The organism is unidentified bacterial endosymbiont (assembly GCF_918797525.1).
Classification (GTDB): Bacteria; Pseudomonadota; Gammaproteobacteria; order Enterobacterales; family Enterobacteriaceae; genus Enterobacter.
On the sequence record NZ_OU963893.1, the window covers coordinates 1,832,601 to 1,850,516 of the forward strand.

The following is a 17,916-nucleotide window of genomic DNA, read 5'->3' on the forward strand; positions in this document are numbered from 1 at the left end:
CCTGGTGCAGCGGTAAGGGGAGATCCCCCACTTTAAGGGCGGGCATTGTAGCGCTGCGGGGCGGGAAGGTAAAGGCTTAGCCCCACCCCCAGAGGGGAGGGCGAGAGGGGGAAAGTAATAAATCAGGTAATCCTGCACGCATCCGCTTCCCACCGATACCCCACGCCGTACACCGCGCGAATAAACGACTGGTCGGCGTCGAGGGCTTCCAGCTTGCGGCGCAGGTTTTTGATGTGGCTGTCGATGGTGCGGTCGGTAACCACGCGGTAATCGTCATACAGATGGTTTAACAACTGTTCACGGGAAAAGACTTTTCCCGGCTCGTGGGAGAGCGTTTTCAGCAGGCGGAACTCGGCAGGCGTGAGGTCCAGAAGCTTACTGCGCCAGCTCGCCTGAAAGCGGCTTTCGTCAACAATTAGCGGGCTTTCGGCGTCCAGTACCTGCAGTTCACGCTGCGGTTTGCAGCGGCGAAGAATGGTCTTTACGCGAGCAACCACTTCGCGCGGGCTGTAGGGCTTGCAAATATAATCGTCCGCGCCGATTTCGAGGCCCAACAGGCGGTCGATCTCTTCGATTTTAGCGGTCACCATCACGATCGGCACGTCGGAAAAACGACGGATCTCACGGCACAGGGTCAGGCCGTCGGTGCCTGGCAGCATTAAATCCAGCAGGATCAGGTCCGGCGGCGTCTGGCGCACGTAGGCGAGTACTCGATCGCCGTGGCTGATAAGCGTGGGGGCATAGCTGGCCGCACGTAAATAGTCGATCAATAACTGCCCAAGCTTAGGCTCATCTTCCACTATCAAAATACGTGGCGTGTTTTCGTCAATCGGTAACTCGGTCATGCTTCTCTCGATAAATCCCGTTCCAGAGGTAACTCTACTGTAATGCTAACCCCGCCAAAAGGCGAATGGGCAGCGCGGATCGTGCCATTGTGCGCCTCGACAATGTTGACGCATATCGCCAGGCCCAGTCCTGAACCGCCGCTGGCGCGGTTGCGTGAACCCTCGGTGCGATAAAAGCGCTCGAACAGTTTTTCCAGTTGTTCATCCTGTACGCCGGGGGCGGAATCGGCAAAGGTGAGAGCAAAGCGCCCGTTAAGCTGTTTGCCAGAGATATGCAGCCCGCCGCCGCTGTCGGTGTAGCGCAGGCTGTTTTCCAGCAGGTTGTTGAAAAGCTGCATCAGGCGGTCTCTGTCGCCAAACACCACGGCGCTGTCCGGCAGCGAAAGCTCAATGCTTAAATGACGGCTGGCGAAGCGTTCACGAAAGGCGCCGCTGATCACTTCCAGAATGTTGATCAGGTCTACCGGCGCTTTCTGGTAAGCCAGCGCCCCTTCGTCGGACATTGACAGCTGATGCAGGTCCTCCACCAGCTTGGTCAGGGTGCCAACTTCCGCCTGCAAAGAGGCCACGGATTCGGGGGTGAACTGGCGTAAGCCGTCCTGAATCGCCTCCAGCTCGCCGCGTAGCACCGCCAGTGGGGTACGTAACTCGTGGGAAATATCGGCCATAAAGTCCCGGCGCATCTGCTGGTTTTTCTCAAGGGTGCTGGCAAGCTGGTTGAAATCCTGCGCCAGCTTGCCCAGCTCATCCTGGCTGCGGGTGTCTACGCGGGTGGTGAAATCCCCTGCCGCCAGTTTATGCGTGCCTTCGACTAACCGTTTCACCGGCGCGAGCAGGCCCCGCGCCAATGGGAAGGTGGCAAGGGCGGCGAGCAGGGTTGAGAGGGCCACAATCAGCCAGCTGGTCTGACGCTGCTGACGGTCAAAATTGATATCGGTGTTGCGCGTCAGGCGTTCTACCGGAGAGGCAATCACCCAGCCGACGGTAGCGTTGTTCACCGTAATGGCGCGCGATGTGCCGTCCGGGGGAAGGGGAGCGCGCGGGCCAACCAGCACGTGCCGTTTCTGGTCAATCACCCAAAATTGGGTGCGCCAGCCGTGCGGCGGCATACCGGGACCCGGACGATCGTCGTCGGTATCGTGTTCAAGTGAGCGCAGGATCTGGAATATAAAGCGGTCGTTATTACGCAGAAAACGCCAGTTGCCGTGCAGGGCATACTGGTCGGCAAGCGCATCGCTCAGGCCTTGCAGCCGCTGCTCGTTGCCGTGCTTGATATAGTCAATAAAGCCGCGTTCAAAGCTGACCCGCACCGCCCAGTGCATGGTGATCAGCAGGACAATACAGGTGGCGAAAATCGCCACGAAGAGTTTGCCGGTAATGCCCGGACGCCAGAATTTCATGATGAACTCCTTTTACCGCGTCGGATAACGACGTTCTTCGTGGTGTCATTCGGGACGCGGGCGAAAATGACGGCGGGGAGGGCGATAACCACCGCCATGCTGATATAAGTGTATAAAAACACCTGATGGGCGACGGGTGTGTCGACGCTGATATGATGCTGCCCGTACATGCCGAGCAGTAACCCGGCGAGGGTCACCCCTATACTCATGGAGAGCTGCATAATCATCGACAGCAGACTGTTGCCGCTGTTCGCCAGCGCGTCCGGGAGATCTTTCAGCGTCAAGGTGTTCATCGACGAGAAGCGCACCGCGTTGATAATGCCCTGGCAAAACAGTACCAGCGGCAGGGCGTAGTACCAGCCCATGAGCGCCACGGCCATAAACAGCAGGCTGAACAGCGCTTTTTCGTTGCCTCTGGCGTGCCACAGATACCAGAAGATGGCGGGGATACCGACGGCCACCAGCATGCCCAGCCCTTTTTGACCGTCGAGCGCCAGCGTGAGCGTCGCCATTCCGACGGCCAGCAGAACAAAACCAAAAAAATCAAAGCGCCGCGTCTGCATTTTGTCGTTCGGCATCAGGGCCAGCGTGGCAATCGCGCCGATGATGCCCACCGGCAGGTTGATTAAGAAAATCCAGTGCCATGAGGCGTACTCAACCAGAACCCAGCCCAGCGTCGGGCCAAGCAGCGGGCTCTCCCCAAGGCTTTTTGCCATTGAGGGGAGGGCGGTATTGACGATGGAGGTATCCAGCGACTGCATAAAGAAGCCAAAGGCGACAATCCATTGCTGCCAGCGAACGTTACCAGGGAGGTCGGACATTTACTCCGTCACCGTGATTCTGTTTTTACGGGAAAAACGCAGCCGCAGGCGGTCGAAGAACAGATAAACTACTGGCGTGGTGTAGAGCGTTAACAGTTGGCTCATCACCAGCCCGCCGACAATGGTGATCCCCAGCGGCTGGCGTAGCTCGGCACCGTCACCCCCGGACACCACCAGCGGCAGGGCGCCAAACAGCGCCGCCAGGGTGGTCATCATTATCGGGCGGAATCGCAGCAGGCAGGCCTGGAAGATCGCCTCTTCCGGCGTCAGGTTGCCGTTGCGCTGGGCATCCAGCGCAAAGTCGACCATCATGATGGCGTTTTTCTTCACGATGCCGATGAGCAGCATGATCCCGATTAACGCAATCAGGCTGAACGGGGCACCAAATAGCTCAAGCGCCAGCAGTGCCCCGACGCCCGCCGACGGCAGGGTCGAAAGAATGGTCAGCGGATGGACGTAGCTTTCATACAGTACCCCAAGCACAATATACACAGTCGCAATCGCCGCCAGAATCAAAATCACCTGCGAGTTCATGGTGTCCTGGAAGACCTGCGCAGTCCCGGCAAAGCTGCCGCGCACGGTGGAGGGCACGCCAAGCTGGATCATCGTGCGGTTGATCGCATCGCTGGCTTCGGAGAGCGACGAACCGGTTGGCAGGTTGAACGAGATGGTCGAGGCCGCCGACAGCCCCTGATGGTTCACCGACAGCGGCGCGTTGGCTGGCTGCCAGCTGGCGAAGTAAGAGAGCGGGATCGCTTTGCCGTCATCGTTAATCACAAACATTTTGTTCAGCGCGCTGATGTCCTGGGTGTAACGCGGATCCACCTCCATCACCACCTTGTACTGGTTCATCGGCTGATAGATGGTGGACACCTCGCGCTGGCCGAAGGCGTTATTCAGCAGGCTGTTGGCGGCCTCAACGTTAATACCGAGACGTGACATGGTTTCACGATCGTAGGTCAGGGCCATCTCTGCGCCGTTGTTCTGGCTGTCGGAGTTGACGTCCGCCAGCTGTGGCAACGCGGCCAGCGCCTTGCGGATCTTCGGCTCCCACTCGCGCAGGGCGGCTAAATCGTCTGAAAGCAGCGTGTACTGGTAGCTGGCATTCGACTGACGTCCACCTACGCGGATATCCTGAACGGCCATCAAAAACAGGTTAGCGCCCGGCTCTCTGGCGAGCTTCACGCGCAGTCGGTCGATGACCTGTTGCGCCGTTTCATTGCGCGCGTCGCGTGATTTAAGGGTGATAAACATCATCCCGCTGTTTACGCGTGAACCGCCGGTAAACCCGGTGACGTTATCGACCACCGGATCTTCACGAATGATCTTCATGAAGTCCTGCAGCTTACCGCGCATCGCCTGGAACGAAATGCTCTGGTCAGCCTGAATGCCGCCCATCAGCACCCCGGTGTCCTGTTCCGGGAAGAAGGTTTTCGGAATGGTGATGTACATCCAGACGTTGAGCACGATGGTGCCGATGAGCACCAGCCCGACAAGGCGGGTGTGGTTCAGCACCCACTTCAGGGATTTGCCGTAACCCTCCTGCATCGCCACCAGCAAACGGCCAAAGCCCTTGCGACGCGGCTGTGAGTGCGGTTTGCTGCGCTTTAACATCCAGCCGCACATCATCGGCGTTAGCGTGAGGGAAATCACCAGCGAAATTCCGATAGCCACCGACAGCGTGACGGCAAACTCTCGCAGTAGCCGCCCCGGTAGCCCACCCATCAGCAGCAGCGGCAGGAACACCGCCACCAGAGAGAGGCTCATGGACAGCACCGTAAAGCCCACTTCACGCGTTCCCTGAAGCGCCGCCTGTAGCGGCTTCATCCCTGCCTCAAGATGGCGGGAAATGTTTTCCAGCACCACGATGGCGTCATCCACCACAAAGCCGGTGGCGATGGTCAGCGCCATCAGCGACAGGTTGTTAAGGCTAAAGCCGCACAGATACATGGCGGCAAAGGTGCCAATCAGCGATACCGGTACTGCGACAGCCGGAATAAGCGTCGCGCGCCCGGCGCGCAGAAATAAGAACACCACCAGGATAACCAGCGCCACGGAGATAATTAACGTCTGCTCCACCTCTTCGAGCGAAGCGCGAATGGTCGGAGAACGGTCCTGGGCAATTTGCAGATCAATCGCCGCCGGAATGGTTTCCTGTAATTCCGGCAGGCGCTCGCGAATGCTGTTCACCGTCTGGATGATGTTGGCTTCCGGCAGCTTGCGGATCATCAGCAGGATGGCTGGTTTGGCGTTGGTCATCCCGGCATTACGCACGTCCTGCACCGAGTCCGTAACGCGAGCGACATCGCGCAGACGGACCGCCGCGCCGTTGTTGTAGTGAATAATCAGCGGCTGATATTCGGCGGCGGTTTTCAGCTCGTCGTTAGTCTGGATCTGCCAGCGGCGGCTGTGGTCCTCGATGGCCCCCTGCGGCCTGCGCACGTTGGCGCTGCTGATAGCGGTACGCACATCGTCCAGCGACACGCCCTGGTTAAACAGCGCCTGGGGGTTTAAGCCCACCCGCACGGCGGGCAGGGAGCTGCCGCCGACGTCAACGTCACCCACGCCGTCGATCTGGGCGAGGGTCTGCGCCAGTTGTGTGGAGGCAAAGTCGTACAGTTGCCCCTGAGAATAGGTGTCCGAGGTCAGGGTCAGGATCATGATGGGCGCATCGGACGGGTTGGCTTTGCGGTAGGTCGGACGGCTCGGCATCCCGCTCGGCAACAGGTTTTGCGCAGCGTTAATGGCCGCCTGCACGTCACGCGCTGCGCCGTTAATATCCCGGTCGAAATTGAATTCCAGAATGATGCGCGTGCTGCCAAGCGAGCTGCTGGAGGTCATTTCATTAACCCCGGCAATGCGCCCGAGCGATCGTTCAAGCGGGGTGGCGACCGATGATGCCATGGTTTCCGGCGACGCACCCGGCAGCGAGGCGCTGATCATGATCACCGGGAAATCCACCTGCGGCAGCGGGGCCACCGGAAGCAGCCGGAAACCCAACACGCCGCAGAGGGTGATGGCGATTGAAAGCAAAATCGTCGCCACCGGGCGGTGAATGAAGAGCGCGAAAAACGTCACTTACGCCTCCTCTTCACGTTTCGGCAAGCGGCTTCTTGTCCAGAGCGCCAGACGGTCAAACAGGAGGTAAATGACCGGCGTCGTAAATAGCGTCAGCACCTGGCTTACCAGCAGCCCCCCCCACCATGCCAATCCCCAGCGGACGGCGGAGTTCTGCCCCGACGCCGGTACTGAGCATCAGCGGCAATGCGCCTAACAGCGCGGCCAGCGTGGTCATCAGGATCGGACGAAAACGCAGCAGGCAGGCCTGGAAAATAGCATCCCGTGGCGACATGCCCTGTTCGCGTTCGGCGGCAAGGGCAAAGTCGATCATCATGATGGCGTTTTTCTTGACGATCCCGATAAGCAAAATGATGCCGATTATCGCAATCACGTCCAGCTCGCTGCCTGCCAGCATCAGTGCCAGCAGCGCCCCCACGCCCGCCGTCGGCAGGGTAGAGAGGATGGTGATTGGATGGATGAAGCTTTCATACAGCACGCCGAGCACGATATACATCGCCACCACGGCCGCTACGACCAGCCAGACGGTATTGCCCAGCGCAGCCTGGAACGCCAGCGTGCTGCCCTGGAACTGGGTCTGAATGTCGGACGGGAAGCTCAGCTCTTTTTCGGCACCCTGAATGGCCTCAACCGCTTCGCCCAGTGAGTATCCGTCCGGCACGTTGAACGAAATGGTGGTGGACGGGAACTGATCCAGATGGTTTATCGACAGCGGGGTAAAGCGCTCCTCCACGCTGGCAATCGCGCTTAATGGCACAATGCCTCCGTCTTTACTGGTCAGGCGTACTGCGTCCAGCGCCGCCAGCCCGGGGGTAGTGTCGGTATCATGTTCCAGAACCACGCGATACTGGTTCGCCTGGGTGTAAATGGTTGAAATCAAACGTTGACCAAAGGCGTTGTACAGCGCGTTATCGACGTCGGACATGGTGATGCCCAGACGGCTGGCGGTATCACGATTGACGTTCACGTATGCCGCCAGCCCTTTGTCCTCCCAGTCACTGCTAACGTCCGAAAGCTGCGGCAGCGTTTTGAGTTTATCCACCAGTTGCGGCACCCAGGTGCTAAGCGCCTCGAGCGTGGTCGCCTGCAGGGTGAACTGGTACTGCGTGCGGCTGAGCTGGGTATCAATAGTGAGATCCTGAACCGGCTGCAGGTAAAGCTCGATGCCCGGCACGCGATTGACGGAATTCTGTAGACGTTCAATGACCGCATGCACCCGATCGTCGCGCGCAGCCAGCGGTTTAAGGTTGATTTGCAGACGGGCGCTGTTCAGCGACGGGTTGGTACCATCGACGCCTACGTAGGAGGTCAGGCTTTCGACCGCCGGATCTTTCATGATGATTTCAGAAACCTGCTGCTGGCGTTGGGCCATGTTGGCGAAAGAGACCGACTGGGGCGCCTGAAGCGTGCCCTGAATAATGCCGTTGTCCTGAATCGGGAAGAAACCTTTCGGTATAATGATCCACAGCATCACGCTCAGCGCCAGGGTCCCAAGCGCCACGCCGAGGGTCGCCCACGGGTGGTTGAGCACTTTTGCCAGCACATGACCATAGGCGGCGATGATGCGTTCGAACATACGCTCAGAGGCGCGGGAGAAACGATTCTGTTTGCGCAGGGATTCATAACTCAGCATGCGGGCGCACATCATTGGCGTCAGCGTCAGCGAAACCACCGCAGAGATCAAAATCGCCACGGCCAGCGTCACGGCAAACTCCCGGAACAGACGTCCGACGATATCCCCCATAAACAGCAGTGGGATCAGCACCGCAATCAGCGAGAAGGTGAGGGAGATAATGGTAAACCCGATCTCGCCGGCGCCTTTCAGCGCGGCGGTCAGCGGTTTTTCCCCTTTCTCGATATAGCGCGAGATGTTCTCAATAACCACGATGGCGTCATCCACCACGAAACCGGTGGCGATGGTGAGCGCCATCAGCGTCAGGTTGTTGATGGAGAAATCGAGGAACACCATCACCGCAAACGTGCCCACCAGCGAGAGCGGAACGGCTACGGCGGGAATAATGGTTGCGGGCACGTTGCGCAGGAACAGGTAGATGATCATCACCACCAGCGCGATTGCCAGCATCAGCTCAAACTGGGTGTCGGTAACCGACGCGCGAATGTTGGTGGTGCGGTCAGAAAGCACTTTCACGCTCACCGACTTCGGCAGGCTCTCAATCAACTGGGGCAGCATGGCGCGGATGCTGTCGGCAGTATCAATGATATTGGCACCCGGCTGGCGCTGGACGTTCATCACGATCGCCTGCTGGGTATTAGCCCAGGCGCCGAGCCAGCTGTTTTCAGCGCCCTGTACCACGGTGGCGACATCGCCCAGCCGTACCGGCGCGCCGTTCTGGTAAGCGATGATCAGCTGACGGTACTCATCGGCGGACTGCATTTGGTCGTTGGCCGACAGCGTGATGGCCCGGGTCGGCCCATCCAGCGAGCCTTTGGCCGAGTTAACGTTGGCAGTGCTGATGGCGGTACGGATGGTTTCACTGGTTAACCCCAGCGCAGCAATCGCCTGCGCATTGAGCTTCACGCGGACAGCCGGACGCTGCCCGCCCGCCAGCGTCACCAGGCCCACGCCGGACACCTGCGAAATCTTCTGCGCCACGCGGGTTTCGACCATATCTTCAACCTGGGTCATCGGCATGGCGGATGACGTCACGGCGAGCGTCATGATTGGCGGATCCGCCGGGTTGACTTTGCTGTACACCGGCGGATTAGGCAGGTCGGACGGCAGCAGGTTGGTGGCGGCGTTAATCGCGGCCTGTACCTCCTGCTCGGCCACATCCAGCGCCAGCGCCAGCTGGAACTGCAGCGTGACCACCGATGCGCCCCCCGAACTCTGGGACGACATCTGTTTCAGGCCAGACATTTGACCAAACTGGCGCTCCAGTGGGGCGGTAATGGCAGAGGTCACCACATCCGGGCTGGCGCCTGGATAAAGGGTAATGACCTGGATCGTCGGGTAATCCACTTCCGGCAGAGCGGAAACGGGCAGGAAGCGATAGCCGATAATCCCGGCCAGCAGGATTGCCACCATCAGCAGCGTGGTGGCGACAGGACGCATAATAAACAGGCGTGACGGCCCACCTGTAGAGCATGGCGGCATGACCTGCATCAGGCTTTTGCTCCCGGTTTCGCCGGTTCGACCACTTCCACTTTAGCCCCTTCGGTCAGGCGGTCTATCCCGTCGGTGACCACGCGCTCGCCCGCGGAAAGGCCTGCGCTAATCACAACCGTCTGGCTGTCCTGGATCCCGGTTTTCACCAGATGTTTGCTGACCTGGTTTTCGCTGTTAAGCACCCAGACGAAATTGCCTTCGTTACCCATCTGCAGCGCTGCCGTCGGGATCACTACCGCGTTTTCTTCGGTGGCAACCAGCATCCGCGCATTCACAAACTGGTTCGGGAACAGGGCGTCATCCGGGTTGTTAAATCTGGCTTTCAGCTTGATGGTGCCGGTCGTGGTGTCGATCTGGTTATCCAGACTGAGCAGCGTCCCTTCGCTGAGTTTTTGCTTATTGGCGCGATCCCAGGCTTCTACAATCAGACCGTTACCTGCCTTTTGTGCCTGAACGACGGTGGCGATATCACTTTCCGGCAGGGTAAACACCAGATCGATAGGGTGGGTTTGGGTAATGACCACGATCCCGGTGGTATCGCCGCTGGAGATTTGGTTACCAATATCCACCTGTTTCAGGCCAACCCGACCGTCAATCGGCGCGGTGATACGGCTCCAGTCGAGCTGCAGTTGCGCGCTGGCGACGGCGGCCTCATCTGCTTTGATCGTGCCTCTGGACTCGCTCACCAGCGACTGCTGAGTATCAAGCTCCTGACGCGAAACCAAATTGGTTTTCACCAGGTGTTGATAACGCGCTAAATCGCGCTGGGCGTTGGCGAGCGTGGCTTTATCTTTCGCCAGCTGCCCCTGAGCCTGAGCGAGGGCCACTTTAAACTGACTGGGGTCAATCTCTGCCAGTAAATCCCCGGCTTTCACCTGCTGGCCTTCCTGGAAGTGGATCGCCAGAAGTTGACCGTCAACGCGGCTACGTACCGTCGCGGTATTCGCCGCGGTGATGGTGCCCAGCCCGGAGAGATATTGTGGCACCGCTTTATTCGCCGCGGTCGCAGCCTGAACTGGCGCCAGCGCCGCGCCGCGCATACCGTGACGCCCTCTGGCCGTTGGGCGCTGCGGCTGGCTGTTGGCCCCTGCCGGTGTTGCCGGGCTGTGCCAGTACCAGGCGGCGGCAACGACCACCACAATGATGCCAACGGCGATTGCCCAGCGGGATTTATGACTGCCTTTCATCGTTATACGTTCTCATCCTGAAACACTGAGGGGAATGATACTAGTTTAGTCAGGCAAGGCGGCAGAAAAATGGAGGAAATATGGAACACCGTCTGGAATTGTCTGAGTGTTGAGCCGGGCGGCGCTTCGCTTACCCGGCTCGCGCCCGTGTTAGCTAAACACCACCTGCGCCCAGCGCGCCAGGCCCGCCGTGACGGAACCAAAATCATCGCCTCCGGCAATTGGAATGCCCGGAAGCTGTTCCGCCAGCGCTTTTTTGATGAGCGGCGAACGGGCGCTTCCCCCGGTCAGGTAAATGACATCCGGCTTCTCTTTAGCGTTTTCCAGCGCCAGGTGAACCTGCTCCAGAATGCGTTGCAACGGCTGGGTCAGTGCCGTTTCCAGCCCTTCCTGAGAAATGGCGGTCGCCAGATCGTCGCGAATAAACGGCAACGTGACCGTGTGCTCAGGGCTGCCGGAGAGGGCAATTTTGCTCTCTTCTGCGCTACGCACCACGCGGTAGCTCAGGCGCTGACGCCACACTTTATGCAGCAGGGCGACGTTGTCCGCGTCCTGGGCATCACGCACCAGGTCGTTCAGGAAACGGCCATTAGCGCTGCTGTAAAAATCGCTCTGCGCGGGAACATCGTTGATGGCGATAGCGTTCCACCATGGTAGGATCGGCAGGGCGATGCCTTTTTCGGTTTGCCCGCCCATGCCAAGCAGGGGCATCAGGCTCTTAAATGCCAGGGCGATGTCCAGATCGTTACCGCCGACGCGGCAGCCACTGTGTCCCAGCAGGCTATTTTCACGATCGCGACGCGCGCGCCATTGCGGCCCCATTAGCAGCAGGGAGCAGTCGGTCGTTCCCCCGCCAATATCCACCACCAGCACGCGCTTCTCTTCGCTCAGCGTGGCTTCAAAATCCAGCCCTGCCGCAACAGGTTCATACTGGAATACCACGTCGCGGAAACCTGCACGGTGAGCCGCGCGTTCAAGGATACCCTGCGCCTGCTGGTTTGCCTCATTGCCACCCAGTCCCTGGAAGTTGATCGGGCGGCCGATGACCGCCTGGGTGATTGTCTCTGCGACCTGGGTCTGGGCCTGATTGCGGATGTGCAGCATCATGGCGCATACCAGATCCTCAAACATCGCCACCTGTTGCGGCTTCAGGCCGCTGGCCCCAAGGAAGGATTTCGGTGATTTAACGAAGTAGACCTCTTCCGGATCGTCAATGTATTGCCCGAGCGAGGAGAGGCCGAACTGCACGCTGCCCGGCGTAACGTCAATGTCTTCTTCGCGGTTAAAACTCACCGCGCGGCGCAGCAGGGACTGGGATTCTGCCGCCGTGGCCGGAACCTGATGATGACGGAACAGCCATTCGCTCACCGCTTCGCGCGTCGGGGCGCAGAGCATTGATGGCAATAGCGTGCTCTCTTTTTCCATTTTCAGGAGCTGTGGTTGCCCGTTTTGCATAATCGCAACCGAGCAGTTTGCCGTACCGTAGTCAAATCCAATAAACACGCGGGGATCCCCATGCCAGTGAAGAAGGGGCGAGACTTTAGCGAAATGTCTGCCTGGCGACAACTGGAATGTGTAAGCAAGGCGCAACAGGATCTTTCGGTTTATGCTGAGGGAAACAAAAAGGAGCAATGATGTATACCCTGACCTGGCTTCCCCCTTATGACTGGCAGTGGATGTTCGGCTTTCTTGGCGCCCGTGCGGTGACGGGCGTCGAAACCGTTACCGATGGATATTATGAGCGCAGTTTTGCCTGTGAGGGGCATCAGGGCGTTATTCGCGTCACGCCGGACCCTGAAAGGCACACGCTGGCGGTGACGATAAGCCCGGGGTTAATCCCGGTTTCTCACCTTTGCCTTGAACGCATTGCGCGCCTGTTCGATCTCGCCTGCGATCCCCAGGTGATTGCGGATGCGCTGGGCGATCTCGGCGCCGCCCGGCCCGGCCTGCGGTTGCCGGGCGCGATGGATGCCTATGAGCAGGGCGTGCGGGCGATTCTGGGGCAACTGGTGAGCGTGGCGATGGCGGCAAAACTGGCATCACGCGTGACGGCGCTGTGCGGTGAACCAGTGAAGGATGCGCCGGCGTATCTCTGTTTTCCGACACCTCAGGCGCTGGCCGCCGCCAATCCGTTAGCGTTAAAAGCGCTCGGCATGCCGGTCAAACGGGCGGAGTCATTGATTCACCTGGCGCAGTCTGTGGTCGACGGGACGTTTCCGCTCTTCCCGCCTGCAGATAGTGAGGCCGGGATGAAGGCGCTACAACAAAGGCCGGGTATAGGGCGCTGGACGGCAAACTATTTCGCCCTGCGCGGATGGCAGGCAAAAGACGTTTTCCTGGTGGATGATTATCTGATTAAACAACGTTTTGCCGGAATGACGCCTGCGCAAATCCGTCGGTACGCCCAGCGCTGGCAGCCGTGGCGGTCTTACGCGCTACTGCACATCTGGTATACCGACGGCTGGTTGCCATCAGTTGATGGCGAAATAACTGGTATTGAGCAGTAGCTCCAGCGGCTGTGGCTCGGCGAGGGTGTCACCGTAGATAAAGTCGATGCCAATTCCCGAGAGCGCGTCCCTCAACACCGGCTGATTGCACGGTCCGGCGATGGTCTGTATCCCCAGACGCTGCGCATGGCCCTGGATAAGGGTTACCGTCATCTCATCCATCAGGTTGCCATGCACGTTAGTGACCATCTCTTCGTCCAGCATCATATAGTCGATCATGCTGGCGCTCAGGTGGCTGAAGATATTCATGTCGCGGCCTACTTTGTTCAATATCACACGGCAGCCGGCACGGCGGAGTTTTTGCAGGCCCTGCTGCACATGCTCATCCGGGTTGAGCGCCACCTCGGCTGCAACGATCAGATGCAGCAGACGGCCGGGTAACACGCCGCGATCCAGATGGTCGAGCAACCCGGCGACCAGGGTAACGCTGGCTAATCCGGCTTCAGAGAGCGGCAGCGCGATCCCCATCCCTTTGCTCGACACCTGGGCGGCGTAAATACGGAAGAATTCGCTAAAGATACGTCTGTCGAGGGCGTGTAACAGCTCAGGCTCCGCCAGACCAGAACGGAAGGCATGCTCCTCCTGCATTTCGCCCTGGCTGGTCCACAGGCGTAACGTTATCAACCAGAAGCTACAGCTTTCCGGAATGCGCGGGGAGGCGACACTGCGGGCAATCATCAGCAGATGATTATCTTTGATCATATGCCACTGCTCATCCAGCGACATCATGCTGCGCGTGCTGTGGATCCGCTTATGTTGCGGCGCGTAAACCGTCACCACGCCACGCCCGTTATTTTTCGAGGCATAACAGGCGATATCTGCCTGCGACATCACTTCCGAGGCCTGATGGTTATTTTCATCGATAAGCGTAATACCGGCGCTGGCGCCAATGCGGTGCAGACGACCTTCCCACATAAAATGATAGTCATTGATGGTATGCAGCAGACGCTCCGTAATATAGCGTGCGCTTTCGATAGTGCAGTCCGGCAGCAGCAGCCCGAATTCGTCGCCGCCAAGTCGCGCCAGGATATCGCTGGCGCGCAGCAGTGTCAGCATTAACGAGGAGAGTTCGCAAAGCAGGGCATCCCCCGCCGCATGGCCTGCCGTGTCGTTGACGGCTTTGAAGCGATCGAGATCGATAAACACCAACGCATGGCGCTGGCGCGTCTCCTGTACGGTGTGCAACAGCCGTTTAAGATGATTTTCAAAGCTGACGCGGTTCGCCAGATGGGTGAGCGCATCGTGCGACGCGCTGTAGCTTAGCTGGCGCAGCATCTTACGCGACTCGGTAACGTCCTGAATAACCAGCACCGAGCCGATATTTTTCCCCTCCAGGGTGCTGAGCGCGGTGATGCTGTAGTGGATATCGAAATTGCCGCCGTTGCGGCAGTAAAGCACCATATCCTGCTCTATATCGGAGCGGGACATATCGCCGCTGTGGATATTCTCCATCAGCGGGCCTTTTTCACCGAACGTAATGTGTAGCACGTTGAGGATCGGCTGCCCGATAGCCTCGGTTTGCAACCAGCCGCTCATCTTCTCGGCGACCGGGTTCATAAAGGTGATGTTCATGTCGATGTCAGTGCACACTACTGCTTCACCGATGGAGTCGAGCGTGATATGCAGGCGCTCTTTTTCCTGGAACAAAGCTTCATTGAGCTGTTTTACTTCGGTCATGTCCATATTGATGCCGAGCAGGCGTTCAACTTCACCCTGCTTATTCAGCACCCGGTTGGCCAGCGATCGAATATGGCGCACGCCTTCTTTGACGCGGATCCGGAACTCAAGCTTGAACGGCAGTCTGGCTATCAGTGAATCCCGCAGGACCTGTTCAGCATGTTCACGATCTTCAGGTAAAATGGATTCATGCCAGAGCTGCCAGGTTGGTCTGATGTGCGCTGGAATTTCGTACAGTTCAAACATCCGCTTATCCCAGCTGATGACGTCCGGCTCCAGATCCCACTCCCAAATCCCGATCCCGCCGGCTTCGTTGGCAAGGGTAATGCGCTCCATCAGGCGCTTATTGACCCATTCGGTCTGCTTGAGATCATTTATGTCCTCAATCTGGGCGATAAAATAGAGCGGAGTGCCGTCGGCATGGCGCACCACCGAAACCGCAAGCAGGGCCCAGACCACTTCGCCATCACGGGTGTAGTAGCGCTTCTCCAGGCTATAGGTATTGATGTCACCGTTTATCAGCTGTTCGAGCTGTTCCAGATCGGCGTGCAAATCCTCCGGCCAGGTAAGCTGCTGAAAGGTGAGCGCCTGCAGCTCCGCCTGGCTGTAGCCCAGAAAGGTACACAGCGCTTTATTCGCCTGTAACCATTGCCCCTCAATGCCGACCAGCGCCATGCCTATCGCGGAATACTCCATGGCGTTACGAAAACGCGCTTCGCTTTCGGTAATGTGCTTACGCTCGGCGCGAAAGGCATACATCACCATGGTCATAACGTTAGCGGGCAACAGCAGCATCAGGAACGGCAGCCAGGGAGCATTCATCAGCGCGTTGCTGTTCTGGGTAGCCAGCGACGAGGGATCCCGGGCAATCATCAGCGAAACGACCATCACGGTGACTAAAAACACCATAAAAGCTTCCATGCGCGGCAACCGCACGGCGCTCCACATCAGCAGCACGATAACGCAGGTAAACGGCCACGGCAGCCAGGTGATCGCCGCCCAGCAGAGGAACAGCGTCACGGCCATGGTCACCAGCGTTTCGACCAGTAATTTAGGATCGCGATGGCGCAGCAGGTAATGCGGCTTGAACAGCAATCCTAACGGCACCAGCGCCAGCGCGCCGATGGATTCTGACAACACCCAGACCATAAAATTATGCAGCGGCTCAGGGCCCGGCAGCAGAAAATGGACCAGTATTCCCCCCAACAACGGCGGGATCAGGGCGCTGCCGATGGCCAGACGGATCCAGTCGTTCAGGTTCTGCAGCGGGTTGTACCAGGGAAGCAATTTGCGCAGCAGCAGCGCGCCAGTACAGGCTTCCACCACGTTGACGAACGTATAGATGAGACTGATAGACTCCCACGAGAAGAGCATCCATGAGGCCAGAATATTCCCCAGCGAGCAGGCCAGCGCGATGCCTGGCCACAGCTTCCCGGCGTGGCGGTAAAACGCCACCATCATGATCGACGTCGGAAACCACAGCGGCGCCAGCAGCGTCCCGAAGCGGGTAAGCTCCAGCGAGAATAGGGTGAATATGAAGGTGACCAGGCCCAGAGAGACAAGGCGCAGTATAGGATGAGGGGTGGTAACCAAAACCCGCTGGTATTGTGTATTCATTACCGCATTATCCAAAGACGCCATGCCGCCAGGAGGAAGGTCCGACGAGTGAAATAAGATTTTGGTTTATGCTAGTACAAACAATTTACAATTCATATGGCGGCTGCTCATAATTTGACATCATAGGGTTATTAAATAGTTACCCGGTAAAAAATGGCGGCTAAGCGCTGAAAAAACGTTCGTATAAATTTTATTAAGGGAACGGTAAGCCACTTTTCAGCCAGTCTCGTATATCCTGCGCATTCGACTGGTATCACGACCACGAAATCCCTATAATTGCCGCGTTTGACGCTCCGGCGTCGTCCTTCCTTATCATCCAGGTTAATCAGGTCGCTAAATTTATGACTGATAAGTCTCATCATTGCGTCATTGTAGGCATCGCCGGCGCATCGGCTTCAGGTAAAAGTCTTATTGCCAGTACGCTTTACCGCGAACTGCGTGAACAAGTTGGTGATGAGCACATCGGCGTCATTCCCGAAGATAGCTACTACAAAGACCAATCCCATATTTCGATGGAAGAGCGCGTAAAAACCAACTACGACCACCCGAATGCCATGGATCACAGCCTGCTGTTTCAGCATTTAGAAGCGCTCAAGAGCGGTCAGGCGATCGAGTTGCCCGTTTACAGTTACGTCGAACACACCCGCACGAAAGAGACGATTCGCATTGAGCCTAAGAAGGTTATTATCCTCGAAGGCATTCTGCTTCTGACCGATGCACGCCTGCGCGAATCTATGAACTTCTCGATTTTCGTCGATACCCCGCTGGATATTTGCCTGATGCGTCGCATCAAGCGTGACGTCAACGAACGTGGCCGTTCCATGGACTCGGTGATGGCGCAGTACCAGAAAACCGTTCGCCCAATGTTCCTGCAATTTATTGAACCGTCCAAACAATACGCTGATATCATCGTGCCGCGCGGGGGCAAAAACCGCATAGCGATTGATATCTTAAAAGCGAAAATCAGCCAGTTTTTTGAATAAGCCGCGCAAATTGTGTACCGTTCAGAGATAACCTGGTTTAGCCCTGCGTATTTACGCGTTCAGGGCAGGATGCACGAAAGGAGAAAGTGCCATGCGTCTTTGTGATCGCGATATAGAAGCCTGGCTGGATGAAGGCCGCCTGTCTATCGTCCCGCGCCCGCCGGTCGAGCGTATCAACGGGGTGACCGTTGATGTGCGCCTGGGGAATAGATTCCGCACCTTTAGCGGCCATACCGCACCTTTTATCGACCTCAGCGGAGCGAAGGACGAAGTTAGCGCGGCGCTGGATCGCGTAATGAGTGATGAAATCGTCCTCGAAGGAGGTGACGCCTTTTATCTGCATCCGGGTGAGCTGGCCCTGGCGGTAACCTTTGAATCCGTCACGCTGCCGGCCGACCTGGTTGGCTGGCTGGATGGACGTTCTTCTCTGGCCCGTCTTGGATTAATGGTGCACGTAACGGCGCACCGTATCGATCCCGGCTGGTCGGGGCATATCGTGCTGGAGTTCTTTAACGCCGGTAAACTGCCTCTGGCTCTGCGCCCGGGAATGATGATTGGGGCGTTGAGCTTCGAACCGCTGACCGGCCCGGCGGACCGTCCTTATAATCGTCGGCAGGACGCGAAATATCGCGATCAGCAGGGTGCGGTTGCCAGCCGTATTGATAAAGACTGAA

10 protein-coding genes and 1 pseudogene are annotated in these 17,916 nt (G+C 58.0%); 3 read left to right on the forward strand and 8 right to left on the reverse strand.

From position 1 onward, the window contains the following. Window positions 1-122 precede the first annotated feature (122 nt). The 7 genes and pseudogenes from baeR to yegD all read right to left on the reverse strand — a co-directional run bounded on the left by baeR (window position 123) and on the right by yegD (window position 11,961). A complete protein-coding gene (gene baeR / locus NL510_RS08775; RefSeq protein WP_253383774.1) occupies window positions 123-845 on the reverse strand; it encodes an envelope stress response regulator BaeR in 723 nt (240 codons plus the stop codon). Continuing rightward, window positions 842-2,245, reverse strand: coding sequence for an envelope stress sensor histidine kinase BaeS (gene baeS / locus NL510_RS08780; protein ID WP_253383776.1), 1,404 nt, complete (start codon window positions 2,243-2,245; stop codon window positions 842-844). Before baeS ends, baeR begins: the two co-directional genes overlap by 4 nt. Next, window positions 2,242-3,066 carry an MFS transporter gene (locus NL510_RS08785; RefSeq protein ID WP_253383778.1) on the reverse strand — a complete coding sequence of 275 codons (825 nt, stop codon included), beginning with the start codon at window positions 3,064-3,066 and terminating at the stop codon, window positions 2,242-2,244. The genes baeS and NL510_RS08785 overlap by 4 nt, the downstream gene beginning before the upstream one ends. Beyond that, a complete protein-coding gene (mdtC, locus tag NL510_RS08790) occupies window positions 3,067-6,144 on the reverse strand; it encodes a multidrug efflux RND transporter permease subunit MdtC (protein ID WP_253383780.1) in 3,078 nt (1,025 codons plus the stop codon). Continuing rightward, a pseudogene (locus NL510_RS08795) lies at window positions 6,145-9,268 on the reverse strand (MdtB/MuxB family multidrug efflux RND transporter permease subunit). Next, on the reverse strand, window positions 9,268-10,458 hold the full coding sequence (locus NL510_RS08800; protein ID WP_253383782.1) for an MdtA/MuxA family multidrug efflux RND transporter periplasmic adaptor subunit: 1,191 nt from the start codon (window positions 10,456-10,458) through the stop codon (window positions 9,268-9,270). Before NL510_RS08800 ends, NL510_RS08795 begins: the two are co-directional and overlap by 1 nt. Window positions 10,459-10,608: 150 nt before the next feature. After that, window positions 10,609-11,961 carry a molecular chaperone gene (gene yegD, locus NL510_RS08805; protein ID WP_253383791.1) on the reverse strand — a complete coding sequence of 451 codons (1,353 nt, stop codon included), beginning with the start codon at window positions 11,959-11,961 and terminating at the stop codon, window positions 10,609-10,611. Between the two features lie 131 nt (window positions 11,962-12,092). Here yegD and alkA point away from each other — a divergent pair, with 131 nt between their 5' ends. Continuing rightward, window positions 12,093-12,965, forward strand: a complete 873-nt coding sequence (gene alkA, locus NL510_RS08810) for a DNA-3-methyladenine glycosylase 2 (protein WP_253384816.1) — start codon at window positions 12,093-12,095, stop codon at window positions 12,963-12,965. Here alkA and NL510_RS08815 read toward each other — a convergent pair. Then, complete coding sequence (locus NL510_RS08815) at window positions 12,930-16,259, reverse strand: diguanylate cyclase (protein ID WP_253383793.1); 3,330 nt, start codon at window positions 16,257-16,259, stop codon at window positions 12,930-12,932. The genes alkA and NL510_RS08815 overlap by 36 nt on opposite strands. Before the next feature lie 341 nt (window positions 16,260-16,600). Between NL510_RS08815 and udk the strand changes: the two genes are divergently transcribed. Beyond that, window positions 16,601-17,242, forward strand: a complete 642-nt coding sequence (gene udk, locus NL510_RS08820; protein WP_253383795.1) for a uridine kinase — start codon at window positions 16,601-16,603, stop codon at window positions 17,240-17,242. A 91-nt stretch (window positions 17,243-17,333) separates the two neighbouring features. After that, on the forward strand, window positions 17,334-17,915 hold the full coding sequence (dcd, locus tag NL510_RS08825; protein ID WP_253383797.1) for a dCTP deaminase: 582 nt from the start codon (window positions 17,334-17,336) through the stop codon (window positions 17,913-17,915). Window position 17,916: the final 1 nt, after the last annotated feature.

Coding starts and splice junctions, on each gene's coding strand:
- baeS (WP_253383776.1), bottom strand. CDS start 2,245: ATGAAATTCTGGCGTCCGGGCATTACCGGCAAACTCTTCGTGGCGATT.
- udk (WP_253383795.1), top strand. CDS start 16,601: ATGACTGATAAGTCTCATCATTGCGTCATTGTAGGCATCGCCGGCGCA.
- NL510_RS08800 (WP_253383782.1), bottom strand. CDS start 10,458: ATGAAAGGCAGTCATAAATCCCGCTGGGCAATCGCCGTTGGCATCATT.
- NL510_RS08785 (WP_253383778.1), bottom strand. CDS start 3,066: ATGTCCGACCTCCCTGGTAACGTTCGCTGGCAGCAATGGATTGTCGCC.
- baeR (WP_253383774.1), bottom strand. CDS start 845: ATGACCGAGTTACCGATTGACGAAAACACGCCACGTATTTTGATAGTG.
- dcd (WP_253383797.1), top strand. CDS start 17,334: ATGCGTCTTTGTGATCGCGATATAGAAGCCTGGCTGGATGAAGGCCGC.
- NL510_RS08815 (WP_253383793.1), bottom strand. CDS start 16,259: ATGAATACACAATACCAGCGGGTTTTGGTTACCACCCCTCATCCTATA.
- alkA (WP_253384816.1), top strand. CDS start 12,093: ATGTATACCCTGACCTGGCTTCCCCCTTATGACTGGCAGTGGATGTTC.